Below are 25,709 nucleotides of genomic sequence, written 5' to 3'. Positions count from 1 at the left end.
CATCGTGTATGCTTGCGCGCATGACCAAGTCCCCCAACGATCAACCGCGCACAGGCGCGCCCGCACCCGCACACGCGCAGAAACCGGCTCAACCCGAGGTGCGTTTTCGCATGCGCATCACTCAGGGCGGCACGATCGCACTCGGGCCAGGCAAGGTGTCGCTGCTCGAAGCCGTGCGCGAGCATGGCTCGATCTCGGCCGCGGCGCGCAGCATGAACATGTCGTACCGGCGCGCGTGGCTGTTGATGGACGAACTCAACCGCGCGCTGGAGTCGCCGGCCACGGTTTCGGAGCATGGCGGCCAGAGCGGCGGCGGCAGCATGCTCACGCCGGTTGGGGAAGAGATCGTTCGCCTGTATCGCAGCATCGAGGCGCGCGCCGCCCAGGTCTGCGAGTCGGAGATCGACGCGCTCGTCAAACTCATAAAAAGCTGACCTGACGTCACATTGGCGGCGCACTGCCGCCAAGGTCAGGCGCCTAGCCGTGGCGCAAGCAGAAACGCGAGACGGGCACGGCGGCGAGGGTGGGCGTGGCGTTCGCATGCAGGCGCACCATCAACTCGACGAAGCTGGCCAGGCTCGCTGTGCGCAGTGGGTGCCACGTCACCTGCTGCCGTTCGCACACGCGCTTGAGCGTGCTCATTGAATCGTGGTCGATACAGTCCACGGGAAACACGGCCAGATCCGCGTTTGCGAGCGCTGCTGCGAGCAGGCCCTTGCGATCCTCCACGCCGCCGTCGTGCACGGTCAGCTCGCCTCCCGCCGACTCCACCCAGCGCCTGAGTGCCTGATTCGAACCCGGCCTGCCGCCCACGTAGACAATGCGGCGGCCCTTGAGCGCATTCTCGGGAAGCGCGCGTTGGGCGTGTGGGTCCTCCTGTGCTTGCGTGGTCTGTTCCATGGCGTGGACTTCGGCGCGCAAGGCGTCGATCAGCGCATGGGCATCGTCGAGTTGCGCGCGCAGCGTGTGGAGTGCGGCGGCGTCGGCATTCGCGCGCTGCTCGGCGATTTCGCGCCGGCTCGTATGCAGGGCGACCCGCGCGTCGCGAGCCGCGAGCGCTTCCTGCAGCGCGTCGAGCTGCGCCTGCTGCGGCGTTGTCTCGCGCTGTGCCGCCAACTGCGCGGTTTGCGCATCGAGGGCATTGCGCGCGGCGTCGCGTTCACGGCTCATCTCGTGCAGGCGCGCCTGCTGGCGCTCGATCCTGGCCTGTAGTTCGGCGTTCGCGCCTTCCAGCGCCACGAGGCGGCGCAAGTCGGCGCGATTGGCGGCGCCCACCAGGTGCGAGAGCATGTGCAACTCGCCGAATGCGGCCTGGCGCACTTCCATCGTCGTGGCCGGATGCGTCATCAGCGCCCAGTACGCAGGCGGAATGTCGCCGTTCGCGAGCGATTCGTTCCAGAGCGCGAGCACGGCTTGCGCGTCGCGCGCACTGGCGAAACGGCGCAACGCGCCTGCGTAGCGCGTGTCGAGGGCCTTTTGCAGTGCCTTGGCGCCCGCGCCGCCTTCTATCGCCAGCTCGACCGCGGCATGGTGGATCTCGAGATCGCTCGCGCGCTGGGCGTCGAGCCGGGCGAATTTCGGGACGAGCTTGCGCAGTTCGTGCGTGCTGAGGCAGGTGCCGATGATGGAGCAGTGCAGATGGGCATCGAGGTCGGCCAGGCGCGTGCGCTGCGGCGCTCGGGCAAGTTCGGCTTGCGAAGGGCCGCAGCAGTCCGCGCTCGCCATGACGCGCAGCGTGGTCTCTTCGGCAGGTGTGCCGCCCGGGGTGCGGGCGAGGCGGAACGGCGGTGCGTGCATGGTGACCTCTGATCCGGTGCGCGACGCGCGGCTGTGCATGGGCGTGTGCGCCTCGACGTGGCTCGGCGCCCCCGGCTCGGCACCCCCCGGCTCGGCGCCCGCCTTCAGCGCAATATATCATGGAATATAACGCTGATCGGCTGACGACCAGGAGTCCGCTTCAGGCAGCCGGTTCACGCACGAGCGCCGTCGCGACGGCGATGACGTCGATAGCGTCGGCTTTGCAAACAGACCGGTCCGCAGCCGGATCGCACGCATACGCTTCGGTACGCGCTTCGGTACGCATTTCGGCCGCGTTCGCGTGCTGCGCGAGCACATGCTCGACGCCGAGCCCGACGAAGGCCGCATCGAGCTGTTCCAGTTCGGCCACCGTGCGGCGCAGCGCTTCGGTATCGAGACAGAATGCATCGCTGAAAAGCGCATCGCGCGTCTTGTCGAGGCGGCGCGCGTCGCGCATGGCGCGCTTGAGTTCGCGCTGCCGGGCAAAGCGGGCAAGATCGATGCGCCGCGAGAGTGCGAGAAGGAGCGGCTGCAGCGAAGCGCCGGCGTGCGCGTCGCCAACGCCGGGGCTGCCGTCGCCGCGCGCAAGCATGCGCTCGAAACGCTCGATGCTGTTGCGTAGCCGCCGGAACGCGTCGATCACGTCGCGGATCAATTCCGCGCGCTCGTGCCCCGACGCGGGACGCAGCGTGGTGATCGTGGCCGCGAAGCCGCCTGCGCCGGCTGGTGCGGGTGCGCCACGCGCCTGCGATCTCGATGTTGCGCTTACGAGGCGCGGACTACTCGCCACTTGCGGTCTCCGTCTGCTGGATGTTCGTTCGTTGTATTCTATAGGATATAGCGATTCAGAGAGGCAGCGCATGAATCGCGCGGCGTCATGTTTCTGTGGCGCCGCGCCGCATGAACTAAAATTGCCGTTTTGCGCCTCGCTTGCTTCGTTGCGCACGCACCCGATTTTTCGCTTTCTCCCGCTGTTCAATGATCACACCCTCTCCCGAGGCGGCGTCCGACGACCCGCCCAGTCTTTCGCGCAATCGCGGTTTCCAGCGCTTCTACGGTGCGCGCGTGCTGTCGTCGCTCGCGTTCCAGATGCTCGCCGTCGCCATGGGCTGGCACATCTACGCGCTCACGCATAGTGCGTTTGCGCTCGGTCTCGTCGGCCTCGCGCAATTCCTGCCGATGTTCTGCCTCACGCTCGTCGTCGGCCACGTGGCGGACCGCTACGACCGCCGGCGCATTGCGTCCGTCTGCCAGCTCATCGAATGCGCCGCCGCGCTGACCTTCGCGGCCGGCACGATCGGCGGCTGGCTCAGCGCGCCGCTCATTTACGGGCTTGCCGCGTGCGTGGGCGCGGCGCGCGCGTTCGAGTCGCCCGCCATTTCGTCCCTGCTCCCGGGCGTCGTGCCGCGCGCACAACTCCCTAACGCGACCGCCTGGTCGACCTCGGCGAACCAGACCGCGAACATCGTCGGCCCGGCGCTGGGCGGCCTGCTGTACGGCATCGGCGCGACGCCGGCCTACGCGGCCTGCTCGCTCGCGTTCGCGGCGGCGGCCACGCTCTCCGGCACGATTCCGATGCGTGCGAAGCCTCCCGCGCGCACGCCGGTCACGCTCGAATCGGTGTTCTCGGGCATTGCGTTCATCCGTTCGCAGCCCGTGATTCTCGGCGCGTTGTCGCTCGATCTGTTCGCAGTGCTGTTCGGCGGCGCGACCGCACTCTTGCCTGTGTTCGCCCGCGACATCCTGCACGCCGGGCCCATCGCGCTCGGGCTCTTGCGCTCGGCGACGGCCGCGGGCGCGCTGGCGGGATCGATCTGGCTCGCGCACTTTCCGCTGCGGCGCAGGCCGGGTCTCGCGATGTTCGGCGGCGTGATCGTGTTCGGCTGCGCGACGATCGCCTTCGGGCTCTCGCACAACATCGTCGTGTCGCTCATGGCGCTGGCGGTGCTGGGCGCGTCGGACGTGGTGAGCGTGGTCGTGCGCACATCGCTCGTGCAACTGCGCACGCCCAATGAAACGCTCGGCCGCGTGAGCGCGGTCAATTCGCTTTTCATTGGCACATCGAACCAGCTTGGCGAGTTCGAATCGGGGCTCACGGCTGGCTGGTGGGGGGCGCAGCGCGCCGTCCTCGTGGGCGGCGTGGCGACGATCTGTGTCGCGCTGCTGTGGATGCGGCTCTTTCCGGCCCTGCGCGACACGCGCTCGCTCGAACGCGAAGAAACACGCGCCACCGCGAGCGCGAACTAGGGCCTGTTCAGGCGCGCCGCGGCGTGCGGCGCCCCGTCTCGCCGATGCCGTGCGCCGGTGTTTGCCGTTATCCTTTCTCCGGGGCGCGCTTGCAGCGAGCCCCGGTTTCGCTCATCCACCCATCAAGTCATGCATTCATCGACCATCGCCCCGAGGAGCGCCGCATGCGCGTAGGCCGTCCCGTCAAGGCGCTGCCGCAGCCACTGTGCGATTACTGCGGCGCGAAAGCGGTGCTCGCGCGCTTTGCCGACGAGGCCTACCCGTATCGCGACGATCACGGCCCGCTCTGGGTCTGCACGCCCTGCGAGGCGTGGATCGGCGTGCCCGCACGCAGCACGCGCAACGTACCGCTCGGCCGGCTTGCCAATGCCGCTCTGCGCGAAGCCAAGAGCCGCCTGCACGACGCGCTCGAACCGCTGGTGGCCGCGAAGATGCGGCGCGACAAGGTCAATGCCTTCGAAGCGCGCGGCAAGGCGATTCGCTGGCTCGGGGAGGAATTGGGCTTCGACCTGCCCAATCCGTCGATTCATCTCCTGACGCTCGAGCAGTGCGAGCAGGCCATCGCCCACATCGAGGCGTTTGTGGCTGCACGGCGCGGGCAGGCCAGCGGCGCGGTTGAGGACGAGGGCGGCCCGAGCTGAGGCCGTCACAGCCGGGCCGCGCTGATCTGGCCGCCTTTCGCCAGACGATGCGCGGCGCATGTCTGTCACTGATCGTTACATTCGATTTGCGCTTCGACGCTTAACCTTCGGCGCGGCGTGCCGTTATTGCACGGAACAGACTCTTACTTGCCCTTCCATGGCCAGGACCATCCCTTTCCCGCAGCGCTCGCAAGCCGGTCGCCCCCGACGCAGCAAGTCGATGCTGCTGCCGATCCCGCACGCGGTCGCCAACGAGCTCGCGTTGCAAGTGCATCTTGCGCTCGCCGCGATCCGCCGAGGCGGCACCGGCGATGACGCACGCGCCTTGCTCCACGCACACGTGCTCGCGCAATCGATTGCGGAGGCCGGATACGGCGTTCTGGAACCGGAAAAGGTGCGGGCGGCCGACGCTGCGCTGATCGCCTGCTTCGAGTGCGGCAACACGGGCGGCGGCTGGCAGCTGGACGAAGCGGGCTTCGAGGCGGTCGCGCAACTCGTGAGCGTGTACGACCGGCAGCTGCAAAGCGCGCCGCTGTGGGCGCTGACCGAGGCGAGCGAGCGGCTCGAGCGCATGGGCGCCGGCGAAACCAGCCAGCAGGCATTGCGCAAGAGCGCGTGACGCGGACCGCCCGGGTATGCGCATTGCGAACGGGTTGAGCCAGTAAGCAGTATGGTGAAAGCAGTATGGCGAAGTGAACGATCCCTGGTTTTGAGAGGCAAGCGGATCGACGCGATCAGTAGCGCGACCGGCAGCGCGACGGACGCCGTGATTCGCGCCACCAGCCAGCGCTGTGGCGACATTGGCACGAGATTTGACGCGGGACGCGAATCGTGTTGACTTCGGGCAGGTGGCGCGCCTAAAATTCGCCCGTCTTAACAAAAGGGGCTGACGCCTTGGACAGTAGCAGTTGTCGATCTTCGAATAGTTTCGCTGCCTGACCGGCAGGACGTCCGCGCTCCCTTTCTTTCAGCCGCCGTCTTGCCAGCCAGGCAGATGGTGCGCGTCTAGCAGTAAATCCTCGTGCACTCTTGAATAGCGTCGACCGACGCCGCAGCGATTCGATCGTGATTTGATCGTATCGAACGCCGCGGATGGCCGACATCGCGCCGTAAGCCCGCCCTGATCGATGCGCGCTTGCGGCACGGTTCGTTCGTTGCGCCCTGAGCGCGACGCGCGGATCGACACATGCGCGCCTCGAAGGCGCTTCGCGTTCGGGCTGCCGGCCCGATGGAAGCTCCCCGGGGTCGGCCGCCGTGACGATAAGGAGTTCCGATGTCTGACAGTGACAGTTATCCGTTATGCCGCTTCCTTTTGAATTGCACTGAGGAAAGCGGGCAGACGCGAGCCGCCGCGCGCTGAAAGATTGCGCTCTGCCGGGTCTGCTGGCTTTCCTCCCCAATGCGTCCCGTGTGACGCCTGGAGAACCAGTATGAACTTCGGCCTTCTTTTGCCGCACCTGTCGGAACTGCAGCAAACGCAGCACTCCCTCCACCCCGATGTGCTCGGCGCGCGTGAGCGCGCGAGCGCCCCGCCGCCCTGCCGGGAATCGCGACTCGCTACGCGCTGGCGAGACCTGCGAGCGCGCGTGTTTCGGGGCTGAATCAGACGAGATGTCAACGAATCCCCGCGCGTATGCCGAGCCGGTCCGGCCGGCCATACGCGCCGCGCGAGGGGTTCGCGCAATAAACCAAACGCCGGTGCTTCGACATGAACCAGTTCAAACATACATTGCGAACGACCCGCCGCGCAGCGCGCGCCTGCGCCACGCTTGTACTCGCTAACGGAGGCCGCTAATGGAGTTCAGCTTCAACCTGAACCGCACGGCCAACGCCTCGGCGTGGCGCGTGCTGCCCAACCGCTGGGACTTCGTCGCGTTCCCGCTGATGATCGGCCTGATCGCGATGGCGGCCGTGGGCTTTCACGAGACCATGGCGCCCATCGCCACGCTCAAGACCCAGGTCATCTCGCTCGACCCGGCCAATCTGCCCGAGTACGCGATGCGTACCACGCTGCGCATGCTCGCGGCGATGGTCGCCTCGCTGATCTTCACGCTCGTGTACGGCACGCTCGCGGCAAAGAGCCGACGCGCGGGCCAGGTGCTCGTGCCGATTCTCGACATCCTGCAGTCGGTGCCGGTGCTCGGCTATATCTCGTTCACGGTCACGTTCTTCCTCGCGCTCTTTCCCTCGCGCGTGCTCGGCGCCGAACTCGCGGCGATCTTCGCGATCTTCACGAGCCAGGCGTGGAACATGACGTTCAGCTTCTACCAGTCGCTGCGCACGGTGCCGCGCGATCTGGACGAAGTCTCGCGAGGTTTCCACCTCACGGGCTGGCAGCGCTTCTGGAAGCTCGAAGTGCCATTCTCGATGCCGGGCCTCATCTGGAACATGATGATGTCGATGTCGGGCGGCTGGTTCTTCGTGGTGGCCTCCGAAGCGATCACGGTGGGCAACAACACGATCACGCTGCCGGGTGTCGGCGCGTATCTGGCGCAGGCGATCGCGGAAAAGAACCTGCACGCGGTGGGCTGGGTGATCCTCGCGATGATCGTCGTGATTCTCGCGTACGACCAGTTCCTGTTCCGCCCGCTGGTGGCGTGGGCCGACAAGTTCCGCATGGAGAACACGAGCTCGGGCGACGCGCCGGAGTCGTGGCTGCTCGACCTCATTCGCCGCACGCGTCTCATTCACCGCCTGCTCGTGCCGATGGGCTTCATGCTCGCCACGCTCGCGCGCATTCCGTTGCGCGTGCAACTGCCGAAGTCGCTGCCCGTCGTCACCACGATCAGCAAGCGCTCGCGCGTGGGCGACATCGTGTGGGCCGTGATCGTGATCGCGCTGACCGTGTTCGTGGTGTGGCGCGTGGTGGCGTACGTGCGCACGGGCGTGACGCTCGATGAAGTCTGGCACGTGTTCGTGCTCGGCCTCATCACGCTCTTTCGCGTGATGCTGCTGATCGCCATTGCCTCGGTGATCTGGGTGCCGCTCGGCGTGCTGATCGGCCTGCGCCCGTCGCTGGCCGAGAAGGTGCAGCCACTCGCGCAGTTCCTCGCCGCGTTCCCGGCGAACCTGCTGTTCCCGGTGTTCGTGATCGTGATCGTGCGCTTTCACCTGAACCCGGACATCTGGCTCTCGCCGCTCATCGTGCTCGGCACGCAGTGGTACATCCTCTTCAACGTGATCGCGGGCGCAAGCGCCTACCCGAACGATTACAAGGAAGCGGCCACGAACTTCCGCATTCGCGGCTGGCAATGGTGGAAAAAAGCGATCCTGCCGGGCATTTTCCCGTACTACATCACGGGCGCGATCACGGCTTCCGGCGGTGCATGGAACGCGAGCATCGTCTCCGAGTTCGTGCAGTGGGGCGACACGAAAGTCGTCGCGCATGGCCTCGGCTCGTACATCGCGGAAACGACCGCCGCTGGCGACTTTCCGAAGATCATTCTGGGCATCGCGATGATGTCCCTGTTCGTTACGCTGTTCAACCGCGTGCTCTGGCGTCCGCTGTACACGTATGCCGAGTCCCGGCTGCGCCTCGATTGAGATGGAGTGACATCATGCTGAATCCAAAAATCGTCGCATCCGACCTGCTGCCAATGCGTCCCACTCCCGGCCAGGAAGTGCTTGCCGTCAAGCATGTTTCGCGCGGCTTCGCGAAGAAAGAGGACGAACGCCTCGTGCTCGACGACGTGAACCTCACGCTGCACGAGGGCGAGATCGTCGGGCTGCTGGGCCGCTCGGGCTCGGGCAAGTCCACGCTGCTGCGCATCATCTCCGGGCTCATCGAGCCGACCGAAGGCGAGGTGAACTGGCTCGGCAAGCCGCTCGAAGGGCCGGCCGAGGGCGTGTCGATGGTGTTCCAGACCTTCGCACTGTTCCCGTGGCTCACGGTGCTGCAGAACGTGGAAGCGGGCCTCGAAGCGCAGGGCGTGGGCGCGCGCGAGCGCCGCGAACGGGCGCTGGCGGCCATCGACCTGATCGGTCTGGACGGCTTCGAAAACGCCTACCCGCGCGAGTTGTCCGGCGGCATGCGGCAGCGCGTGGGTTTTGCGCGCGCACTCGTGGTCGACCCGACGCTGCTGCTCATGGACGAGCCGTTCTCCGCGCTCGACGTGCTGACCGCCGAAACGCTGCGTACCGATCTGCTCGACCTGTGGACGCAAGGCCGTCTGCCGATCAAGTCGGTGCTGATCGTCACGCACAACATCGAGGAAGCGGTGTTCATGTGCGACCGCATTCTGGTGCTGTCGTCGAATCCGGGTCGCGTGTCGGCTGAAATCAAGGTGCCGTTCAAGCACCCGCGCAACCGGCTCGACCCGGCGTTCCGCAAACTCGTGGACGACATCTACGCGAAGATGACCGCGCGCGAAGCCGCCGAGGCCACGCATCGCCGTCTCGAAGTGGGCAGCCGCTTGCCGGACGTCTCGACCAACATCATGGCGGGCTTGATCGAGACGCTGGCGGCGGCGCCCTATCACGGCCGCGCCGACATGCCGGAAATTGCGCGCTCGCTGCATCTGGAAGTGGACGACCTGTTCCCGATCGTGGAAATGCTGCAGCAGCTCGGTTTCGCCGACGTGCGCGAAGGCGATGTGCTGCTCACGCCGCCCGCACGCGTGTTCGCGGAGATGGGCACGCAGGCGCGCAAACTCATGTTCGCTGATCACCTGCTGCGCAACGTACCGCTCGCGGCGCGCATCAAGAAGGTGCTCGACGAGCGGCCTGGCCATCGCGCGCCGCGCGTGCGCTTCGAGCAGGAGCTGGAGGACGTGCTTTCCGATGTCGCCGCGGAAGAGACGCTCGATACCGTGGTCGAATGGGCCCGTTATGGCGAGGTGTTTTCGTATAACGACCAGACCGAGATCTTCAGTCTCGAGGACGTCGAGGCGTAAATCCAGGGTTGTCGTGGAAAACAAAAACGGGCGGTTCAATGAACCGCCCGGTTTTTTTTGCCTCCAGAATCGGCTGGCCTTACTGCCCGATGCCGATCAGTTCGATTTCGAACGTCAGGTCGCTGTTCGGCGGGATCGGGCCGACTGCGCGATCGCCATAAGCGGTCGCCGCCGGGCAGGTCAGCTTCGCCTTGCCGCCGACCTTCATCTTCTGCACGCCCTGCGTCCAGCAAGGAATCACGCGATTGAGCGGGAAGGTCGCCGGGCCGCCATGCTTGTCGGAGCTGTCGAATTCGGTGCCGTTCGCGAGCGTGCCGCGATAGTTCACGCGCACGACGTCGGTGGCGGCGGGTTGCGGACCGGTGCCTTGCTTGATGTGTTCGACGACGACGCCCGACGGCAACTTGTCGATGGCGTTGGCGGCGAACGCGGTCGTTGCAACGGTGGCAGCGGCGACCAGGGCAATCAGTGATTTCATGAGAAGTCCTCGTTGAATGGCGCGTTGATTATATCGGGAGCGTCGCGTGGGTCACGGTTCGTGGCCGGTGGGATGTTTCACGCGCTGGTGTAGGGCGTGCCGTCCTTGTGCAGAAACCGCCCATCACTGCTGGGGCTGATCATATCGACGTCGGAACAGGTGATGACGTCGGCTGGCGAGCGCGAGCCGACTTCGAGATAAACGGCGACGCGTTCCGACCGGTTGATCATGTGGTGCCCATTGCCGGCGTTTTTCGGGAATGCGGCGCAGTCGCCTGCGCGGAGCACGGTTTCGCCATCGTCTTCGATCAAGGTCAGCTCGCCTTCGAGAACATGGACGAATTCGTCTTCGTCGGAATGCCAGTGACGTTGGCTCGACCAGTTCCCCGGTGGCAACTGCATGAGATTGACGCCGAAGTCGCGCAACCCTCCCGCGTCGCCCAGCCGCTGTCGTATCCGCTCGGCGCAGGGTGCGTCGAACGGAGCGGGATAGCCCGTGCCCTGACGCTTTGGCACGCGCGCGATGTCGATCTTCGGCATAGGCGACTCCACAGTTTGCGAAGGCAACTGAAAAGGTGAGCTTCTTCGGGACCCGCCGCGCCGCGCGTGCGGCGCGCCATGTCACCGCGCGCAGACCCTTGATTAGACGGAGAACTTTACTCCGTCAGCGTTGCGTCGCGGCACGGCTTGCGTCGTGCCTGCATCGTACGGGTGAGCTTTTTCGGGAATCAAGCCGTGCGAAGCGAAGGGTGAGGCCGGCGCGCCAGAGCCGCGCACCGGCTGCGATATCGGCGCATCAATTCGGCTTGCCGCTCGACGACCCGTTACCGTCACCCGACGCACCGGCGCGGCCATTGCGCGGCTTGCCGCCTTGCGAAGCCGCCTTTGCAGCGCCGCGCGATTGCGCCCGAGAGCGGTCGCCGTCGTTGGCATCGTCGCTGGCGTTGCCGCTCTCGTCGCCGTACGTACGCCCTTCGACATCGTCACCACGCGCCATGCCGACGAGGAAGTTGCGCTGCGGATTCGCCAGTTCGATGCCGCGCTCCGTGAAGCGCAACAGCACACGCTTGTTGAATTCGCGCTGCACGCCCCAGCGCGCCGAGTCCTTGCACTGGATCTGCCCGACGAGCGTCACAGCCGCGCCATCCACCTGATCGACGCCCCAGTATGCGAAGTCGCTGAGAATGCCGTTCTTGAAGGCGTCTTCCTGGCGGATCCCGGCGCCGATTTCCTTCAGCGTGTCGATGGCGCGCTGCAGATCCGCGCCATGCGCGATCTGCACCTTCACCGCCGCGTTGCCGATGCCGCGATTCGTGTTGTTCACGGTTGTCACGGAACTGAACGGCACGGTATAGAGCGAGCCGTCGCCGCCGCGCAGGCGCACGGTGCGGATCGAGAGAAACTCGACCGTGCCCGACACGCCCGCTACTGTCACCCAGTCGCCCACCTGCATGGCGTTTTCAGTCAACAGGAAAATGCCGGTGATGAAGTCCTGCACGAGCTTTTGCGAGCCGAAGCCGAGCGCCACGCCGAAAATACTCGCGCCCGCGATGAGCGGCGCGGTGTTCACGCCGAGCTGCGAGAGCGCGGTCAGCCCGACCACGACGAGGATCGACACGAAGAGCGTCGTGCGGAACATCGGCAAGAGCGTACGCAGGCGCGCGGCGCGCACGAAGTCGCCGGCGTCGGTCCAGGCGTTCAGGCGCCGCTCGGCCGCGCCGTTCGCGACCTCCCAGATCGCAACCGCGGCGACGATGGCGATCACGATAGTCAGGAGTGCAGAGCCAAGCAGATGTCCGATAGGGGCGAGCGCGAGGATGCGTGCGGGCCGCAGGCCCCAGACGTCCAGCAGCAAGTCGATCGTCACGATCCAGATCGTCGCGAGGAGAATACGCCGCAGCGCGGGGTAATAGCGATACGCGCGGCGCTGGCCGAAGCTCATGTTCTCCTGATCGTCGCGCAATCCGAACACGCGGCTCAACGCGCCGAGCAGGACGATGGCGCTCACGCGGCCGGCGAGCATGACGACGAGCGAGAGTCCGCCCGCGCGCAGCAGCGCCGCGTAGCCGCCGCGCAGATCGAGCGCCCAGACGAACCACAGCGCGATCACGACGAAGAGCGCCACAGCAACCCAGATGTCGGCGAACCACTGCATGAACCACGCATACGAGCCGTGGCGCGCGGCTGCGGCGCGCATGGCGTCGGCCACGGGGCGGCGCAGTTGCAGGATCATCACGGCGAGCGCGAGGTGGCCGATCAGCGTGACGACCTTCACGAGCGCGAGATGCGCGTCCTCGGTCATGCCGAGCGGCACCGCGCCGCCAATCGCGCCGCCCACGCCGCCGATCACGACGATGCGCACGAGCCAGCGCTGTGCGTAAGCGGCCCAGTTGTCGGGCAGCGGCACGAGGCGCAGCGCCGCTGCGTCGGGCGCGAACAGCAGCTTGCCGAAGATGGCGAGGACCCGGCAAATCACATAGGTATCGACGATATGGCCCACGGCTTCGGCGGGTGCCGCATCTTCGGGCCCGAGGAGCGAGAGCACACCCGCGGCGCACAGGCCGAAGGCGATCACCGGTACGACTTCGAGCAGCATCACGAGCATCGCGCCCGGCAGACGCTGCAAGAGGCGCCAGTGATGCGCGCCGCGCAGCGCGTTGTAGGTCTCTTTCGCGCGGTCTGCGGCGGCTTTCAGCGAAGTGCCGGCGTTGTCCTCGGCTTGCGCCGCGATCACCGTGGCGCGCGCCGCTGCATTGGCGCTCGCGTTCGCGTTGGGGCCGGCGTTCGGGTCGCTGTCCTTGTTGTCCTTGCCCTCGGCCGGCTCCATGCCGGCGGCTTCGCGCAGCGCGTCTTCCTGCGCCTCGGCTTTCGCTTCGGCGGCTTGCGCTTGCGCGGCGAGTGCGACGCTCGTGCCCGTCGCTTCGGGCGTTTGCGGCTGCGGCGTGGGTGCGCCGCCTTGCGGGGGCTCGGCGCCTTCGCGCTGCTTCGCTGCCTGATGCGCGGCAATGGCGCGCTCCGGCGCGGCGATGGCACGGCGCAGCACTGTGGCGAGCGCGAGCGCGGGCACGAGCGTGAGCAACAGGACGCGCAGCAGGGCGATCAGCAGTGTATGGCCTTGTGCCGTGCTCAGATGGTCCTGCCACCAGCTGCCCGTGGACCACAGGCCGAGCAGCGTCGCGACGGTATGGTTCAGATGCTGGCCGACCATGCGCGCGCCGTGCGCGGCGTGATCGGCGATCTGCACGACGAGACCGTTGGAACGCAGCGCGCCTGCCAGCGGCGCGGAAGCGGGCGTGGCCGCCGATGCCGCAGATGCAGCAGCAGGCGCACTGGCTGGCGCGCTCGCCGAGGCGGGCACAGCCAGCGCACCGGCGGCGGCGATGGCGCGCAGCGTGTCTTCCATGTGGCCGCGCTGCACGGGGTCGTCGAGGACCTTGAGGGCGGCTTGCGCCTGCGTAGGCGTGAGCGCCACGGGGGCGGCCGGGTTGCCTGCGTTGGCGTCAGCTGCAGGCGTGGCGGGCTGGGGGGAATGCGCTGGGTTCGTGCCGGGCTTGAGCGCTTCGGCGAGTGTGACCGGTGTCGCTGCCGTTGCACTGGATGCGCCGAGCGCAAGCATCACACCGGCTAAAACGGCGAGTACGGCAAAGAGATCACGCGGGCGCGGCGCGCGCGCGAACCGAAAGGCAGAAGAAAGGGACATCCTTGTCATTGGCATACGGGGCGCGACTGCGGCGACCCATCAGTGGCGGCGGATTGAAAAGACAGCGGGACGAGATGCGCGGCGGGAAGCGCTTTGGCGCGGCGCACAACCTGCCGTCGCCCGATTCGTCGGAACGTTCGACGCGCTGCCGCAATTTTGGTGCCCGCGTGTTGCATGGGCGGCCCACATGGCGTTTGCGGAACCGCAAAAAACGGCGCGGCGCGCGAACGTGAGTGCTGACTATCGCGGCAGTATGCCTCTTTTACCTTACGAACGCGGATGAGGCGCGCACGCCGGGCGTCGATAAAAGGGACGCTTCATCGGCCGACGGACTGTGCCGCCTACGCGGGTTTTGATCAGTGGCGCGTGCGCCCGGGCGAATGCTACCGTTGCACGGTCCACTATCCAGGCCCGCCAGAGGCCGACGAGGAGAGCCATGAACAGCGTCAGCATGACCGGAGTGCGTAAGGGCAAACTGAGCCGCACGCAGTTGATCGTCGCCGCGACGATCGGCAATGCGCTCGAATTCTTCGATTTCACCGTCTACAGCTTCTTTGCGCTGACCATCGGCAAGCTGTTCTTTCCGACCATGTCGAGCTACGGGCAGTTGCTGGCCTCGGTGGCGACGTTCGGCGTGGGCTTCGTCATGCGGCCGCTGGGCGGCATCGTGATCGGCGCGTATGCCGACCGTGCCGGCCGCAAGCCCGCGATGACGCTCACGATCTTCATGATGGCGCTCGGCTGCATGCTGATCGGCCTCGCTCCCACCTACGCGCAGATCGGCGTGGCCGCGCCCGTCTTGATCGTGTTCGCGCGCTTGCTGCAGGGCTTTTCCGCGGGCGGCGAAGTGGGCGCTTCCACCACGCTGCTGATCGAGGCGGGTACGCCAGCGAATCGCGGGCTGCTCGGCAGTTTCCAGTTTGCGAGCCAGGGCATCGGCGTCTCGCTCGGTGCGCTGATGGCAGGACTCCTGACGACTTTCCTCACCGCCGACACGCTGCTCGCCTGGGGCTGGCGCGTGCCCTTCCTCATGGGCGTCGCGATTGCGCCGATCGGCATGTGGATTCGCCGGCGCCTCGACGAACAGTTGCCGGAGCAGGCGAGCGTGGTGCGCATGCCTGTGCTTTCCGTGCTGCGCGACCACTGGCGGCGCGCGGCGCTCGGCATCCTGCTGACGATCGGCTCCACGGTCACGGCTTACGTCGTCACGTTCTATATGCCCACCTATGCGATTCACGAACTGAAGGTGCCCGCGCCGACGGCCTTGCTCGCGGGACTGGTCTCGGGCGTCGTGACGTTCGTGGTGGGACCGCTCTCGGGGATGCTCTGCGATCGCTTCAGTCGCCGCACGCTGATCTTCTGGCCGCGAGTGGGCGTTTTGCTGCTGATCTATCCGGCGTTTCTCTGGCTGACGAGTGCGCCGGACGCCGCGCGTCTCTTGATCACCGTGGGCGGCCTGAGCGTGCTGCTCGCGCTGCAGGCTGCGCCTTCCATCACGATGCTGCCTGAGATGTTCCCGCGCCGTGTGCGCGCGACGGGCATGGCGATTGTCTACGGCATCGGCGTGGCGATTTTCGGCGGCTTTGCGCAGACCGTTGCCACCTGGCTCGTGAAGAGCACGGGCAACCTGCTCGCGCCCGCGTGGTACGTAATGGCGTGCGTGGCGATTTCGTGCCTTGCGCTGCCGTTCATTCGCGATCTCACGGGCAAGCCGCTCGAAGACTGATTGCTAACGGGTCTGGCGCGCCGCTTCGAGATTCGAATCGAGCTGGCGCGCAAGACCGTAGAGCATGCCGAGCGACGGCGCCGCGACGCCCACGCGCTGCGCCAGTTCATACGGCGCGCCGACGAGCGCCTCGACTTCCAGCGAGCGGCCCGCCTCCACGTCTTGCAGCATCGAGGTTTTGAACGCGCCTAGCTTGCGCGTGATCGCGTTGCGCTCCTCGATGGTCATCGCGAGGCGAATGCCGAGCGCTTCGCCAATCGCGCGCGCTTCGGCCATGACCGCGCTCACGAGCTGTGCCGTGAGCGGGTCGTCGAGAATCACGTCGGCGGTCGATCGCGTGAGCGCGCTGATGGGGTTCATCGTCATGTTGCCCCAGAGCTTCGCCCAGATATCGGCCTGAATGGGCTCGGCTTTCGTGACCTCGAAGCCCGCTTTCGAAAGCAGATCGCGCGCTTCCTGCGCACGCGCGGCCATCGCCGCCGAACCTTCACCGACGATCAGATGATTGCCGCCGCCCTTGCGGATCACGCCCGGGCCCGCAATCGACGACGACAGATGCACGACACACCCCGAAGCCTGCGCAGGCGGTAACGCCGCGGAGACGACGCCACCCGGATCGACCGCTTCGAGCCGGCCGTTTGCGTGCGTGCCGCCGAATCCGTGGAGGAACCACCAGGGCACGCCGTTCATCGCCGAGACGATATGCGTGTGCGGACCCACGAGCGCCGCGAGCGAAGCCGCCGATTGCGCGAGCGCCTGGCCCTTCAGGCAAATGAAGACGAGGTCTTGCGCGCCGAGCGAGGCGGCGTCGCTGGTGGCGTTGATGGCTTGCGTATAGCGTGTGTCGCCTTCAATGACCGTGAGGCCGTCGCGGCGAATCGCTTCCAGTTGCGCGCCGCGCGCGAGCAGATTCACGGCGATGCCCGCGCGCGCAAGACGCGCCGCGATCAGGCCGCCGATCGCACCGCCACCGACAACGGTGATCTTTTGAGTCGGGGTGTTCAACCTGTTACTCCTGATATGAGGGGTCGATGCGCTTGACACGACGGACCAGCGCGTCGAGCACGTTCTGGCCCGCGCCATGTGCGGGCGAGAACTGCAGCGCGTCGCGCGTCGAGCGTTCGGTAATCGCGGGCGCGATCGGCAGCGTCTGACCGCGCATCGAATCGGTCACGACCTGCACTTCGCACGCGCGATTGAGCGTCCACAGCAGCGCGAATGCGTGCGCGAGCGTGACGCCATGCGAGAGCAGCCCGTGATTGCGCAGGATGAGCAGCCGCTTGTCGTCCATCGACTCCAGAATGCGCGATTTTTCTTCGGCGTGCACGGTGATGCCTTCGAAGTCGTGATACGCGACCATGTCGTGCAACTGCGCCGCATAGAAGTTCGTATATGCCAGGCCGCCTTCCATGCACGCCACTGCGAGCCCTGCGGTGGTGTGCGTGTGCATGACGCAATGCGCATCTTCCACGTTGGCATGAATCGCGCTGTGGATCACGAAGCCGGCCGGGTTGATCGGATACTCGCTCGGGCTCAGGATATTGCCGTCGAGATCGATCTTGACGAGATTCGAAGCCTTGATTTCATCATACGCAAGCCCAAACGGGTTGATGAGGAAATGCTTGTGCGGCCCGGGCACGCGCAGCGTAATGTGATTGAAGATCAGCTCCGTCCAGCCCATGAGATGAAACACGCGATACACGGCGGCTAACTGCACGCGCGCTTCCCATTCCGCGGGGTCGCACCATTCAGGGCGCGCACGCTGGATGTTTTCATTCATGAATGTCTCCTCATGGCTGACTCGGATCACGCCGATCCTACGCGCAAATAAATGCGTGTGCAAGCATCAAATTCTCCGTGAAATGCCTGCAGAAAAGGACTTTCATCAATGCTATTCTGACGATGTGGCCGCATTTCGCGGCCGGTGAAAACCAGGCGGGAAGACGAATGACGGGGAAGTTCAACATTGCGGAGCTGTTCACCTACCGGCTCCATGTGCTCAAGAAGCAGACCGACCGCACGATGAGCGACGCGTTCGAGGCGGCGCTTTCGCTCTCGCTTACGGAGGCGCGGCTGCTGCTGAGCGTGGGCGCGTTCGGCTCGTTGTCGGTGTCGGATCTCGGGCGCGTGTCGAATCTCGACCGCAGCCAGGCGAGCCGCGCCACCGACGTGCTCGAACGCAAGGGCTTGCTCGTCAAGACCTCGAACGAGGCGGACGCACGCGGTGTGCTCGTGGCGCTTACCGCGCAGGGGCGCAGCACCTACCGGCGCGCCGCGACGATCTCGAAAGCGACGAACGACGCGATTCTCGCCACGCTGAGCGAGCACGAGCGCGAAGTGCTGGCTACTGTGCTGGCCACGCTTGTGGCGAACGGCGAAGAGAGCGAGTGAAGCGCGCTAGCCGCGCGCCGCAGGCTGGCGGAATTTCGCGGCCAGTTCGCTTGCGCTGCGCGCGAGCAACGACACGTCGCTGCCCACGGCGACGAACGTCGCGCCCGCTTCGAGATAGCCGTTCGCAATGACCGGATCGGCGGCGAGCACGCCCGCGCCCTTGCCTTGCGCGCGCACGGTGCGGATGCCCTTGCAGATCGCCTCGCGCACTTGAGGCGAACCCGGCTGACCCAGCAGGCCCATCGAAGCGCTCAAGTCCGCAGGGCCGAAGAACACGCCGTCCACGCCTTCCACATTCGCGATGGCTTCGAGTTGCGCGAGCGCGTTCGCCGTTTCCACCTGCACCAGCACACACAGTTCTTCCGCGGCGTGATGCAGATAATCGGCAGAACCGTTCCAGCGCGAGGCGCGCGCGAGCGCGCTGCCCACGCCCCGCACGCCATGCGGCGGATAGCGCGTCGCGGCAACGGCGGCGCGTGCCTCATCGGCGTTCTCGATCATCGGCACGAGCAGCGTTTGCGTGCCGATGTCGAGCAGTTGCTTGATGATCGCGGCGTCGTTGCGCACGGGCCGCACGATCGGGTGCGTGGGATAGGGGGCGACGGCCTGGAGTTGTGCGAGCGTGCTGCGCAGATCGTTGGGCGCGTGCTCGCCGTCGATCAGGAGCCAGTCGAAGCCCGTGTTCGCGAGAAGCTCGGTCACGTACGAGTCGGCCAGCGCGGCCCACAGGCCGATTTGCGGGCGGCCTTGCGCGAGCTTCCGCTTGAACGGGTTGGCGGGTGCGGACATTGATATGGAATCCTGATCAGACAAAATTGAAGCCGATGCCGCCGAGCGGGCCGTAATCGGCATGAAACGTATCGCCCGCGCGCGCGGGAATCGGGGCCGTGAACGAACCGCTCAGAATCACGTCGCCGGCTTCGAGGCGCTCGTCGTGGCGCGCGATCTTGTTGGCGAGCCAGGCGACTCCGGTGGCCGGATGGTTGAGCACCGCCGCCGCGAGACCGCTTTCCTCCACGGCGCCGTTCTTGTAGAGCAGCGCGCCGACCCAGCGCAGGTCCACGTCGAGCGGCCTGACCGGGCGGCCGCCCAGTACGACGCCCGCGTTGGCTGCGAAGTCGGAAATCGTGTCGAACACCTTGCGCGGCGCCTTGGTTTCGCGGTCGAACTGCTCGATGCGCGCGTCGATGATCTCGATGGCCGGCGTGACGTAGGCCGTGGCGTCGAGCACGTCGAAGAGCGTGACGTCGGGCCCTTGCAGCGGGCGGTTCAGCACGAACGCCAACTCCACTTCCACACGCGGCGCGATGAAACGGTCCGCGCGAATGTCGCTGCCCGCTGCGATGAACATGCTGTCGAGCAGCGGCGCGTAGTCGGGCTCGTCGATCTGCGAGGACCGCTGCATGGCGCGCGACGTGAGACCGATCTTGCGGCCCTTGATCGTGTGGCCCGCCGCGAGCTTGAGTTTGACCCACTCACGCTGGATCGCGTAGCCGTCGTCGATCGTCATGTCGGGATGCGAGCGCGAAAAATGCCGCAGCTGCGTGCGCGTGCGTTCCGCTTCGTCGAGCTGCGCGGCCAGCTCGCGGATGGTTTGCTGATCTAGCATCATGAATTCCAGTGCGCTCAGGTTTTGAGCCGGGCGTGCAGGTTGTTGTGCTTCCACGCGCCTTCCTCGCTGAATTCGACGATTTCCAGCGAAAGCGCGAGGCCGTGCGAAGCGAAGGCTTGTGCGAAGTGCTGCTTGATCGCTTCGAAGAGCGCCTCGCCGGTCGCGCGGCGCACGGCCTGCGAGCGGCCCGCGCCGATCTTCAGGCAGCCATGCAGGAACGCGTTCCCGGGATTGCCATCGGCAATGAAGTACTGTTCACAGCGCAGCGCGCGCGTGCGAATGCCACCGCGCGGGTAGACACGTGCGCCGGTTTCATCAAGTTGCGCGTCGAGCACGCGAGCAAGCGATTCGCAGAGCTGACCGATGTTGCTCGCATCCGCGAGATTCGCACTGTATTCGAGCGTGAGATGGGGCATCGCTGGCTCCGTTGTTCAAACCGGCAACGGTGTTACAGGCAGGATCGCGTTGATCTGCCCGGTGCCGGAGCTGCCGAAATACGGCGTGACGACTTCCGCGCGGCCTTCGTAGCGGTCCCAGCCTAGCGCGCCGAGCAGCATGGCCGTGTCGTGCATGCCGCCTTCGCCCCAGCACTTTTCGTTGTACATCGGCAGCATGTCGCAGAAGGTCTTCCAGTCGCCGCGTTCCCACATGGCCACCACGTTGCGATCGGTCGCTTCGAGGAACGGGTCCCAGACCTTGTGCATGAATTGCTCGGCTGTGCCGTTGTTGGCGAAATGGTGGCTCAGCGATCCGCTCGCGAGTATCGCCACCGTGCCGTCGTAGCGTTCCTCGATCGCGCGGCGCACGGCGAGGCCAAAGCGCGCGCTAGTGGCGAGGTCGTGCCACATGCACCAGCCCGCCACCGAAACGGTGCGGAAATGCTGGTCGCCGTTCATGTAGCGCATGGGGACGAGCGTGCCGTATTCGAGGTCGAGCGTCGTTTCGCTATGCGCGCGCGTTTTCACGCCCATTTCGTTCGCGACGTCGGCGATCAGATGGCCAAGCTGCGGATTGCCGGGGTACGCATACGGCATGTTCTTGATGAAATGCGGCAACTCGTTGCTCGTGTAGACGCCTTCGAAGCGCGGCGCACAGTTGATGTGATACTCGCTGTTCACGAGCCAGTGCACATCGAACACGACGATCGTGTCCACGCCCAGCTCGCGGCACCGCCGGCCGATCTCGCGGTGACCGTCGATGGCGGCCTGGCGGCAACCCTTGTGCGGGCCGTCCAGTTCGGAGAGGTACAACGAAGGTACGTGCGTGACCTTTGCGGCGAGCGCGAGTTTGCCCATTACACGCCCCAGTGCGGAATGTGATGCGAGCCGAGCGAAACACACACGTTCTTCGGTTCGAGGAACACTTCATAGCTCCACGTGCCGCCTTCGCGGCCTACGCCCGAAGCCTTCGTGCCGCCGAACGGCTGGCGCAGGTCGCGCACGTTCTGGCTGTTCACGAAGCACATGCCCGCTTCGACGGCGGCGGCCACACGTAATGCGCGGCCCGTGTTCTCGGTCCACACGTAGCTGGAGAGGCCGTAGGCTATATCGTTGGAAAGACGGATCGCGTCCGCTTCGTCGTCGAAGGGAATCAGGCACGCGACCGGTCCGAAGATTTCCTCCTGCGCGATGCGCATACGGTTATCGACATCGACAAATACGGTTGGCTGAACGAAATTTCCGTTCCTGACTGCATCGGGCAACACGGGCGCGTCGAAACCGCCGCACGCGAGCGTGGCGCCTTCCTTCGGTCCGAGTTCGATATAGCTGCGCACCTTCGCGAGATGGCCCTGGCTGATCATCGGGCCGACGATGGTTTTCTCGTCGAGCGGGTCTCCCACGGCGATGCGCTTCGCGCGCTCGATAAAGCGCTCGGCGAATTTCGCGTAGATCGAGCGCTGCACGAGTATGCGCGAGCCGGCCGTGCAGCGCTCGCCGTTGTTCGAGAAGATCATGAACACGGCGGCGTCGAGCGCGCGTTCGAAATCGGCATCGTCGAAGATCACGAACGGCGACTTGCCGCCCAGCTCCATCGAAAACTTCTTGAGACCCGCAGCCTGCACGATGCGGTTACCCGTGGCCGTCGAGCCCGTGAACGAAACCGCGCGCACGTCGGGATGCGCGACGAGCGGCTCGCCCGCTTCCTTGCCATAGCCGTGCACGATATTGAGCACGCCCGCCGGAATGCCCGCGTCGAGCGCGAGCTGGCCGAGCATCGAGGCCGTGAGCGGCGATAGTTCGCTCATCTTCAGCACGGCCGTGTTGCCGAACGCGAGGCAGGGCGCGACCTTCCACGTGGCGGTCATGAACGGCACGTTCCAGGGCGAGATGAGTGCGCACACGCCCACGGGATGAAACAGCGTGTAGTTCAGGTGCGTGGAGGTGGGGTACGTATGGCCATCCACGGCGGTGCAGACTTCGGCGAAGTAGCTGAAGTTGTCGGCGGCGCGCGGCACCAACTGCTTGCCCGTTTGCGAAATGGTTTGGCCCGTGTCCTTCGTTTCGGTCTGCGCGATCTCCGGCACGTTCTTCGCGACCAGCTCGCCGAGTTTGCGAATGGACTTCGCGCGCTCAGCGGCGGGCTTCGCGGCCCATGCGGGAAAGGCTTCTTTCGCGGCGCGCACCGCGAGGTCGACTTCTTCCGCACCGCCGCGCGCCACTTCCGCGAGCACGTCCTGGTTCGCAGGATTCACGGTTTCGAAATAGTCGCGCCCGGTGTGTGCGCGGCCGTTGATCAGATGTTCGATTCGCATATCTAACAAGTCCAGAGTTCGATTCGTTGCCGGATCAGCGCCCGTAGTCGGCATCGCTCGCGATGGTATTGACCTGACGGCCCAGGCCGTCGATCTCGCACACCACTTCGTCGCCGGCATTCACGTTGACGACGCCTTCAGGCGTGCCGGTCAGAATGACGTCGCCGGGGGCGAGCGTCATGAAGCCGCTCAAATACTCGATGAGGTCCGCGATACCGGTGACGAAATCGCGCGTGTTGCCGTTCTGCTTGAGTTCACCGTTCACGTAAGTGCGCAGGCCGAGTGCATTGACGTCGGCGATGTCGCCCGCATCGACGAACCAGGGCCCAAGCACGGTGCCCCCGTCGCGGTTCTTCACGCGCAGGTTCGGGCGGTAGTAATTCTCGAGATAGTCGCGAATCGCGTAGTCGTTCGCAATCGTGTATCCGGCCACGTACTGCATGGCTTCCTCGCGTTTCACATTCTGCGCGGTGCGGCCGATCACGACCGCCAGCTCGCACTCGTAGTGCATGAACGTGACGTCGGCGGGGCGGCGCGTGGTGCCGCGATGGCCGATCACGCTGCCCGGCCCCTTGAGGAACACGAGCGGTTCCTCCTGCTTCGAGAATTGCAGCTCCTTCGCGTGCTCGGCGTAGTTGAGGCCGAGTGCGAAGATCGTGCCGGGCTCGAACGGCGCGAGCCACACGACTTCATGCTCCTCGCGCACGCGGCCGTCGGCGAGCCGCACGCGGCTGCCTTCGGGGGTGGCTTCGTGTATTGCGCCTGCGTAGGCAACGCGTCCGCGCATCATGCCGGTTCTCCCTGCGCTACGCCTGCCGCGACGAATTCGATTTCGAGCGGCGCCCAGTCACCGATGACGATGGTTGCGCGCGCATCGGCATGAACCACGGGTGCGCCATGTGGCACGCCGAGCGTGATGACGTCGCCGGGGGCGAGCGTCATGAAGTCGGTCACGTCGGCGAGCAGTTGGGCGACGCCTCGAACGTTCGTGGCCGTTGTTGCTGTGAAACTGGCGCTGCCTTCTACGTTCACGGCGATGGCAAGCTGATCGGGGTCGGCCACATGACGGCGCGCGACCACGGCGGGGCCGATCACGCAGAAGTTGTCGCGCGCGCGAAACCGCACCGAGGGACGATAGACGCTCGCGTGCGGCACGCTCAGATCGGCCACGAGCGTATAGCCCGCGATGTAGTCGAACGCATCATGCACGGCGACGCGTGTGGCGGTGCGCCCAATCACGATGCCGAGCGACGCGCCCACCTGTACGCCTTCGCTGCCCGGTACGACGACGCGCGCACGATGCCCGGCGTGGGTATTGCGCGGCTTCAGATAGAGAATGGGCGCGCGCGGCGGCGCTTTATAAGGGGCGGCGTTCACGGCTGCGCCCAGCGCTTCGAGCGCGTGGCGGTCATTGAGCAGCGTGCCGTAGACAGCGCCGCTCACGGGCGGCCGGCAGCGCGTGCCCGCGGCGAGCAGCGAGCGCACGGCAGCGGTGCTCACGTCGCGCGGCAAGGCCTCGCCTTCGACGTGCAGCAGATGATCGGCAACAGAAAACATGGCTTGGATTCGCTTCACGGAAATACTAATATGTGAGTGATAGTGCGCTTGCTATGATCCGTCGTCAATCGTCGATGAGAACTTTTCGGGTTTCCCCTGGGGCGCCCGGTTCCTTGTTTAGCTGAAACCGCCATGTCCGATACTTCGCGTCCGACCACTCGCGTTGCGCACCGCAACCTGCCCATGCTGCTGCTGCGCGCGCGCGAAAAGATGATGGAACGCTTTCGCCCGCTCATCACGTCGCACGGGCTCACCGAACAGCAGTGGCGCGTGATTCGCGCGCTCAACGAAAGCGGGCCGCTCGAACCGCGGCAGATTTCCGACCTGTGCACGATTTCCAGCCCGAGCATGGCGGGCGTGCTCGCGCGCATGGAGGCGCTCGGCCTCGTGACGAAAGAGCGTTTCGCCGACGACCAGCGGCGCGTGCTCGTCTCGCTCACGAAGAAAAGCCATCAGCTCGTGAAAGCGATTTCGAAGGAACTGGAGGCGCGCTACAAGACGCTCGAGGCGGAGGTGGGACCGGAGGTGGTAGAGCGCGTGTATCGCGCGATCGACGATCTGCTCGCCGGCCTGGAGGAGTGAGTGCGGCGAGCGTCTTCAGCGGGCTCGCGGGCAAAGGTGAGGTTTTTCGGGAGCGGTCCGCGCGGATCGTTCGGACCGCGTTTGGGATCCTGGCGAGACTAGGCGAGCGAAGCGAATGCCTCGTCGAGTTCGGCGGCGTTTTGCGGACGCACCACGCGCGCGACCTCCACGCCGTTGCGCAGGAAGATGAGCGTGGGCCAGAGCTTCACGCGAAACGAGCGGCCTAGCGCGCGGCCCGGACCATCTTCCACTTTCAGGCGGCGCACCTGCGGATTGCGCTCGAACGCCGCGCCAATCAGCGGTTGCGCGCCCTGGCAATAGCCGCACCAGTCGGTGCCGAATTCGACGACGGCGGCCCCGCTGAGCGAGTCGATTTCCTTGCGGGCGGGCGCTTTCGTTGCGTAGCTCATCGTGTGATTCCTCGCATTGGCATCTGCAGACATCTCCATACGATACCGCATCGCGTGGCATCGTTCAGGCTTCGCATCGACATCCACGCGAAGGTTCTCGCAGACGCTCTCGCAAAAGGTGAGGCTTTCCGGGAGTGAGGATGTTTGCACTGGCTCACGCACCTTGGATCGAATGGCGCGAGCAGCTGGCTTGGCCCGTCGCGCGCAAAAATGCCTTGAAAACGAGGGCGAAACACCAATCCAGCGTGTGATGCGGTGAGAGAAAATCGCTTGAGCGCCGCACTCGAAGCCGCATCACCCCACGCTTCGAAGCGCAAAGGTGAGCGTTTTCGGGAGAGGCTGTAGTGCACGCCTGGCGATCATCTGAAGCGAAGCGCGGCACCCGCCAAGCCATCGTGCGAAATCCACATTAGCGCTGATTTCAAGGCGTTTTCTGGCCGAAGCGCGTGACGAAGGCGACAAGCCGCCGCGCCCAGGGACGCTGCGCACAGATGGCAAAGGTGAGAAGATTCGGGAGCGCGCTTTGCGTTGACCCTTGCGCTGCCGGGCCGCGAATAGACGCCCGCACCCGATGGGTATATAACATTAAAAAGTGCGGGATTCTTTTGACTACGGCTCACCAAGGGAGATCGACTTCATCATGACGAGCGACGACACGCAAAAGCAGGACGCTCAAAAGCCTGGCGCCGGTTCATCGCAACCGGATCTGGAGAGTCTGAACGCCGCCCTCAGTCACGTCGACGAAGGCGTGAAATCCGGCAAGATCGCGGCGGGCGCGGCCAAGGGCCTCGTCTTCAGTCTCGTTGAAACGCTGGGCGCGCTGGTGGGCGACCCCGACTTGCCACAGCACGCGCGTTCGGGCTACGAAGGATTGCTCGAGGCCGCGCGCGAACTGCGCGCCAAGCTGGAGCACTAACCATTCTCA

The 25,709-nt window shown here is 65.7% G+C and carries 25 protein-coding genes; 10 read left to right on the top strand and 15 right to left on the bottom strand.

What is annotated here, in order from left to right; translation table 11 throughout:
• The first annotated feature begins 20 nt into the window (after positions 1 to 20).
• Positions 21 to 434 carry a winged helix-turn-helix domain-containing protein gene (locus FAZ97_RS23395; protein WP_233271751.1) on the top strand — a complete coding sequence of 138 codons (414 nt, stop codon included), beginning with the start codon at positions 21 to 23 and terminating at the stop codon, positions 432 to 434.
• 43 nt (positions 435 to 477) lie between these two features.
• Here the strand turns inward: FAZ97_RS23395 and FAZ97_RS23390 are convergent, their stop codons facing one another.
• Both FAZ97_RS23390 and FAZ97_RS23385 read right to left on the bottom strand, forming a co-directional pair.
• Positions 478 to 1,797 carry a DUF2325 domain-containing protein gene (locus tag FAZ97_RS23390; RefSeq protein WP_158760761.1) on the bottom strand — a complete coding sequence of 440 codons (1,320 nt, stop codon included), beginning with the start codon at positions 1,795 to 1,797 and terminating at the stop codon, positions 478 to 480.
• Between the two features lie 160 nt (positions 1,798 to 1,957).
• On the bottom strand, positions 1,958 to 2,587 hold the full coding sequence (locus FAZ97_RS23385; RefSeq protein WP_158760760.1) for a hypothetical protein: 630 nt from the start codon (positions 2,585 to 2,587) through the stop codon (positions 1,958 to 1,960).
• A 188-nt stretch (positions 2,588 to 2,775) separates the two neighbouring features.
• On the opposite strand from FAZ97_RS23385, the gene FAZ97_RS23380 reads away from it, so the two are divergent.
• The 5 genes from FAZ97_RS23380 to FAZ97_RS23360 all read left to right on the top strand — a co-directional run bounded on the left by FAZ97_RS23380 (position 2,776) and on the right by FAZ97_RS23360 (position 9,577).
• On the top strand, positions 2,776 to 4,044 hold the full coding sequence (locus tag FAZ97_RS23380; RefSeq protein WP_158760759.1) for an MFS transporter: 1,269 nt from the start codon (positions 2,776 to 2,778) through the stop codon (positions 4,042 to 4,044).
• A gap of 164 nt (positions 4,045 to 4,208) precedes the next feature.
• Complete coding sequence (locus tag FAZ97_RS23375) at positions 4,209 to 4,685, top strand: zinc-finger-containing protein (RefSeq protein ID WP_158760758.1); 477 nt, start codon at positions 4,209 to 4,211, stop codon at positions 4,683 to 4,685.
• A gap of 220 nt (positions 4,686 to 4,905) precedes the next feature.
• On the top strand, positions 4,906 to 5,304 hold the full coding sequence (locus FAZ97_RS23370) for a hypothetical protein (RefSeq protein WP_158760757.1): 399 nt from the start codon (positions 4,906 to 4,908) through the stop codon (positions 5,302 to 5,304).
• A 1,175-nt stretch (positions 5,305 to 6,479) separates the two neighbouring features.
• A complete protein-coding gene (locus FAZ97_RS23365) occupies positions 6,480 to 8,228 on the top strand; it encodes an ABC transporter permease (protein ID WP_158760756.1) in 1,749 nt (582 codons plus the stop codon).
• Between the two features lie 14 nt (positions 8,229 to 8,242).
• The gene (locus FAZ97_RS23360; protein ID WP_158760755.1) at positions 8,243 to 9,577 is read left to right on the top strand and encodes an ABC transporter ATP-binding protein; all 1,335 of its coding nucleotides are present in this window, start codon (positions 8,243 to 8,245) and stop codon (positions 9,575 to 9,577) included.
• 79 nt (positions 9,578 to 9,656) lie between these two features.
• Here FAZ97_RS23360 and FAZ97_RS23355 read toward each other — a convergent pair whose 3' ends face one another.
• The 3 genes from FAZ97_RS23355 to FAZ97_RS23345 all read right to left on the bottom strand — a co-directional run bounded on the left by FAZ97_RS23355 (position 9,657) and on the right by FAZ97_RS23345 (position 13,754).
• On the bottom strand, positions 9,657 to 10,055 hold the full coding sequence (locus tag FAZ97_RS23355) for an FKBP-type peptidyl-prolyl cis-trans isomerase (protein ID WP_158760754.1): 399 nt from the start codon (positions 10,053 to 10,055) through the stop codon (positions 9,657 to 9,659).
• A 77-nt stretch (positions 10,056 to 10,132) separates the two neighbouring features.
• Positions 10,133 to 10,594, bottom strand: a complete 462-nt coding sequence (locus FAZ97_RS23350; protein WP_158760753.1) for a cupin domain-containing protein — start codon at positions 10,592 to 10,594, stop codon at positions 10,133 to 10,135.
• A gap of 256 nt (positions 10,595 to 10,850) precedes the next feature.
• Positions 10,851 to 13,754 (bottom strand): mechanosensitive ion channel family protein, encoded by a 2,904-nt coding sequence (locus FAZ97_RS23345; protein WP_233271750.1) that lies wholly within the window; start codon positions 13,752 to 13,754, stop codon positions 10,851 to 10,853.
• Between the two features lie 436 nt (positions 13,755 to 14,190).
• On the opposite strand from FAZ97_RS23345, the gene FAZ97_RS23340 reads away from it, so the two are divergent.
• Positions 14,191 to 15,480 (top strand): MFS transporter, encoded by a 1,290-nt coding sequence (locus FAZ97_RS23340; protein ID WP_158760752.1) that lies wholly within the window; start codon positions 14,191 to 14,193, stop codon positions 15,478 to 15,480.
• A 3-nt stretch (positions 15,481 to 15,483) separates the two neighbouring features.
• On the opposite strand, the gene FAZ97_RS23335 is transcribed toward FAZ97_RS23340, so the two are convergent.
• Positions 15,484 to 16,485 (bottom strand): 2-dehydropantoate 2-reductase, encoded by a 1,002-nt coding sequence (locus FAZ97_RS23335; RefSeq protein ID WP_233271749.1) that lies wholly within the window; start codon positions 16,483 to 16,485, stop codon positions 15,484 to 15,486.
• Between the two features lie 4 nt (positions 16,486 to 16,489).
• Positions 16,490 to 17,260, bottom strand: coding sequence for a class II aldolase/adducin family protein (locus FAZ97_RS23330; RefSeq protein ID WP_158760750.1), 771 nt, complete (start codon positions 17,258 to 17,260; stop codon positions 16,490 to 16,492).
• Between the two features lie 167 nt (positions 17,261 to 17,427).
• On the opposite strand from FAZ97_RS23330, the gene FAZ97_RS23325 reads away from it, so the two are divergent.
• Entirely contained in the window at positions 17,428 to 17,871 is a 444-nt protein-coding gene (locus tag FAZ97_RS23325; RefSeq protein WP_158760749.1) for a MarR family winged helix-turn-helix transcriptional regulator, read from the top strand.
• Between the two features lie 6 nt (positions 17,872 to 17,877).
• Here the strand turns inward: FAZ97_RS23325 and hpaI are convergent, their stop codons facing one another.
• Genes hpaI through FAZ97_RS23290 form a run of 7 tightly spaced genes read right to left on the bottom strand, consistent with a single transcriptional unit; the run spans position 17,878 to position 23,792 of the window.
• Positions 17,878 to 18,660: a 4-hydroxy-2-oxoheptanedioate aldolase gene (gene hpaI, locus FAZ97_RS23320; RefSeq protein ID WP_158760748.1), complete on the bottom strand. Its 783-nt coding sequence runs from the start codon at positions 18,658 to 18,660 to the stop codon at positions 17,878 to 17,880.
• A 16-nt stretch (positions 18,661 to 18,676) separates the two neighbouring features.
• The gene (gene hpaH / locus FAZ97_RS23315; protein ID WP_158760747.1) at positions 18,677 to 19,480 is read right to left on the bottom strand and encodes a 2-oxo-hept-4-ene-1,7-dioate hydratase; all 804 of its coding nucleotides are present in this window, start codon (positions 19,478 to 19,480) and stop codon (positions 18,677 to 18,679) included.
• Between the two features lie 17 nt (positions 19,481 to 19,497).
• On the bottom strand, positions 19,498 to 19,899 hold the full coding sequence (locus FAZ97_RS23310) for a 5-carboxymethyl-2-hydroxymuconate Delta-isomerase (RefSeq protein WP_158760746.1): 402 nt from the start codon (positions 19,897 to 19,899) through the stop codon (positions 19,498 to 19,500).
• Positions 19,900 to 19,914: 15 nt separating this feature from the next.
• Positions 19,915 to 20,778 carry a 3,4-dihydroxyphenylacetate 2,3-dioxygenase gene (gene hpaD / locus FAZ97_RS23305; RefSeq protein ID WP_158760745.1) on the bottom strand — a complete coding sequence of 288 codons (864 nt, stop codon included), beginning with the start codon at positions 20,776 to 20,778 and terminating at the stop codon, positions 19,915 to 19,917.
• Positions 20,778 to 22,235: a 5-carboxymethyl-2-hydroxymuconate semialdehyde dehydrogenase gene (gene hpaE / locus FAZ97_RS23300; protein WP_158760744.1), complete on the bottom strand. Its 1,458-nt coding sequence runs from the start codon at positions 22,233 to 22,235 to the stop codon at positions 20,778 to 20,780. Before hpaE ends, hpaD begins: the two co-directional genes overlap by 1 nt.
• 34 nt (positions 22,236 to 22,269) lie before the next feature.
• Positions 22,270 to 23,025, bottom strand: coding sequence for a fumarylacetoacetate hydrolase family protein (locus FAZ97_RS23295; RefSeq protein ID WP_158760743.1), 756 nt, complete (start codon positions 23,023 to 23,025; stop codon positions 22,270 to 22,272).
• Positions 23,022 to 23,792, bottom strand: coding sequence for a fumarylacetoacetate hydrolase family protein (locus tag FAZ97_RS23290; protein WP_158760742.1), 771 nt, complete (start codon positions 23,790 to 23,792; stop codon positions 23,022 to 23,024). Before FAZ97_RS23290 ends, FAZ97_RS23295 begins: the two co-directional genes overlap by 4 nt.
• Positions 23,793 to 23,975: 183 nt before the next feature.
• Between FAZ97_RS23290 and hpaR the strand changes: the two genes are divergently transcribed.
• A complete protein-coding gene (hpaR, locus tag FAZ97_RS23285) occupies positions 23,976 to 24,374 on the top strand; it encodes a homoprotocatechuate degradation operon regulator HpaR (RefSeq protein ID WP_158761056.1) in 399 nt (132 codons plus the stop codon).
• Between the two features lie 98 nt (positions 24,375 to 24,472).
• Here the strand turns inward: hpaR and FAZ97_RS23280 are convergent, their stop codons facing one another.
• Positions 24,473 to 24,784 carry a thioredoxin family protein gene (locus FAZ97_RS23280; RefSeq protein ID WP_158760741.1) on the bottom strand — a complete coding sequence of 104 codons (312 nt, stop codon included), beginning with the start codon at positions 24,782 to 24,784 and terminating at the stop codon, positions 24,473 to 24,475.
• A 640-nt stretch (positions 24,785 to 25,424) separates the two neighbouring features.
• Between FAZ97_RS23280 and FAZ97_RS23275 the strand changes: the two genes are divergently transcribed.
• The gene (locus FAZ97_RS23275) at positions 25,425 to 25,700 is read left to right on the top strand and encodes a hypothetical protein (protein WP_158760740.1); all 276 of its coding nucleotides are present in this window, start codon (positions 25,425 to 25,427) and stop codon (positions 25,698 to 25,700) included.
• Positions 25,701 to 25,709 lie beyond the last annotated feature (9 nt).

The sequence above is a fragment of the Paraburkholderia acidiphila genome, assembly GCF_009789655.1.
GTDB classification, from domain to species: domain Bacteria; phylum Pseudomonadota; class Gammaproteobacteria; order Burkholderiales; family Burkholderiaceae; genus Paraburkholderia; species Paraburkholderia acidiphila.
Note: the sequence above shows the minus strand (reverse complement) of the source record. Positions and strands in the feature narration are given on the sequence as shown.

Excerpts from the sequence above, each read along its gene's own strand:
- FAZ97_RS23395 (WP_233271751.1), top strand. The coding sequence starts at position 21 with ATGACCAAGTCCCCCAACGATCAACCGCGCACAGGCGCGCCCGCACCC.
- FAZ97_RS23390 (WP_158760761.1), bottom strand. The coding sequence starts at position 1,797 with ATGCACGCACCGCCGTTCCGCCTCGCCCGCACCCCGGGCGGCACACCT.
- FAZ97_RS23380 (WP_158760759.1), top strand. The coding sequence starts at position 2,776 with ATGATCACACCCTCTCCCGAGGCGGCGTCCGACGACCCGCCCAGTCTT.
- FAZ97_RS23375 (WP_158760758.1), top strand. The coding sequence starts at position 4,209 with ATGCGCGTAGGCCGTCCCGTCAAGGCGCTGCCGCAGCCACTGTGCGAT.
- FAZ97_RS23370 (WP_158760757.1), top strand. The coding sequence starts at position 4,906 with ATGCTGCTGCCGATCCCGCACGCGGTCGCCAACGAGCTCGCGTTGCAA.
- FAZ97_RS23365 (WP_158760756.1), top strand. The coding sequence starts at position 6,480 with ATGGAGTTCAGCTTCAACCTGAACCGCACGGCCAACGCCTCGGCGTGG.
- FAZ97_RS23360 (WP_158760755.1), top strand. The coding sequence starts at position 8,243 with ATGCTGAATCCAAAAATCGTCGCATCCGACCTGCTGCCAATGCGTCCC.
- FAZ97_RS23355 (WP_158760754.1), bottom strand. The coding sequence starts at position 10,055 with ATGAAATCACTGATTGCCCTGGTCGCCGCTGCCACCGTTGCAACGACC.
- FAZ97_RS23350 (WP_158760753.1), bottom strand. The coding sequence starts at position 10,594 with ATGCCGAAGATCGACATCGCGCGCGTGCCAAAGCGTCAGGGCACGGGC.
- FAZ97_RS23345 (WP_233271750.1), bottom strand. The coding sequence starts at position 13,754 with ATGTCCCTTTCTTCTGCCTTTCGGTTCGCGCGCGCGCCGCGCCCGCGT.
- FAZ97_RS23340 (WP_158760752.1), top strand. The coding sequence starts at position 14,191 with ATGAACAGCGTCAGCATGACCGGAGTGCGTAAGGGCAAACTGAGCCGC.
- FAZ97_RS23330 (WP_158760750.1), bottom strand. The coding sequence starts at position 17,260 with ATGAATGAAAACATCCAGCGTGCGCGCCCTGAATGGTGCGACCCCGCG.
- FAZ97_RS23325 (WP_158760749.1), top strand. The coding sequence starts at position 17,428 with ATGACGGGGAAGTTCAACATTGCGGAGCTGTTCACCTACCGGCTCCAT.
- hpaI (WP_158760748.1), bottom strand. The coding sequence starts at position 18,660 with ATGTCCGCACCCGCCAACCCGTTCAAGCGGAAGCTCGCGCAAGGCCGC.
- hpaH (WP_158760747.1), bottom strand. The coding sequence starts at position 19,480 with ATGCTAGATCAGCAAACCATCCGCGAGCTGGCCGCGCAGCTCGACGAA.
- FAZ97_RS23310 (WP_158760746.1), bottom strand. The coding sequence starts at position 19,899 with ATGCCCCATCTCACGCTCGAATACAGTGCGAATCTCGCGGATGCGAGC.
- hpaD (WP_158760745.1), bottom strand. The coding sequence starts at position 20,778 with ATGGGCAAACTCGCGCTCGCCGCAAAGGTCACGCACGTACCTTCGTTG.
- hpaE (WP_158760744.1), bottom strand. The coding sequence starts at position 22,235 with ATGCGAATCGAACATCTGATCAACGGCCGCGCACACACCGGGCGCGAC.
- FAZ97_RS23295 (WP_158760743.1), bottom strand. The coding sequence starts at position 23,025 with ATGATGCGCGGACGCGTTGCCTACGCAGGCGCAATACACGAAGCCACC.
- FAZ97_RS23290 (WP_158760742.1), bottom strand. The coding sequence starts at position 23,792 with ATGTTTTCTGTTGCCGATCATCTGCTGCACGTCGAAGGCGAGGCCTTG.
- hpaR (WP_158761056.1), top strand. The coding sequence starts at position 23,976 with ATGCTGCTGCTGCGCGCGCGCGAAAAGATGATGGAACGCTTTCGCCCG.
- FAZ97_RS23280 (WP_158760741.1), bottom strand. The coding sequence starts at position 24,784 with ATGAGCTACGCAACGAAAGCGCCCGCCCGCAAGGAAATCGACTCGCTC.
- FAZ97_RS23275 (WP_158760740.1), top strand. The coding sequence starts at position 25,425 with ATGACGAGCGACGACACGCAAAAGCAGGACGCTCAAAAGCCTGGCGCC.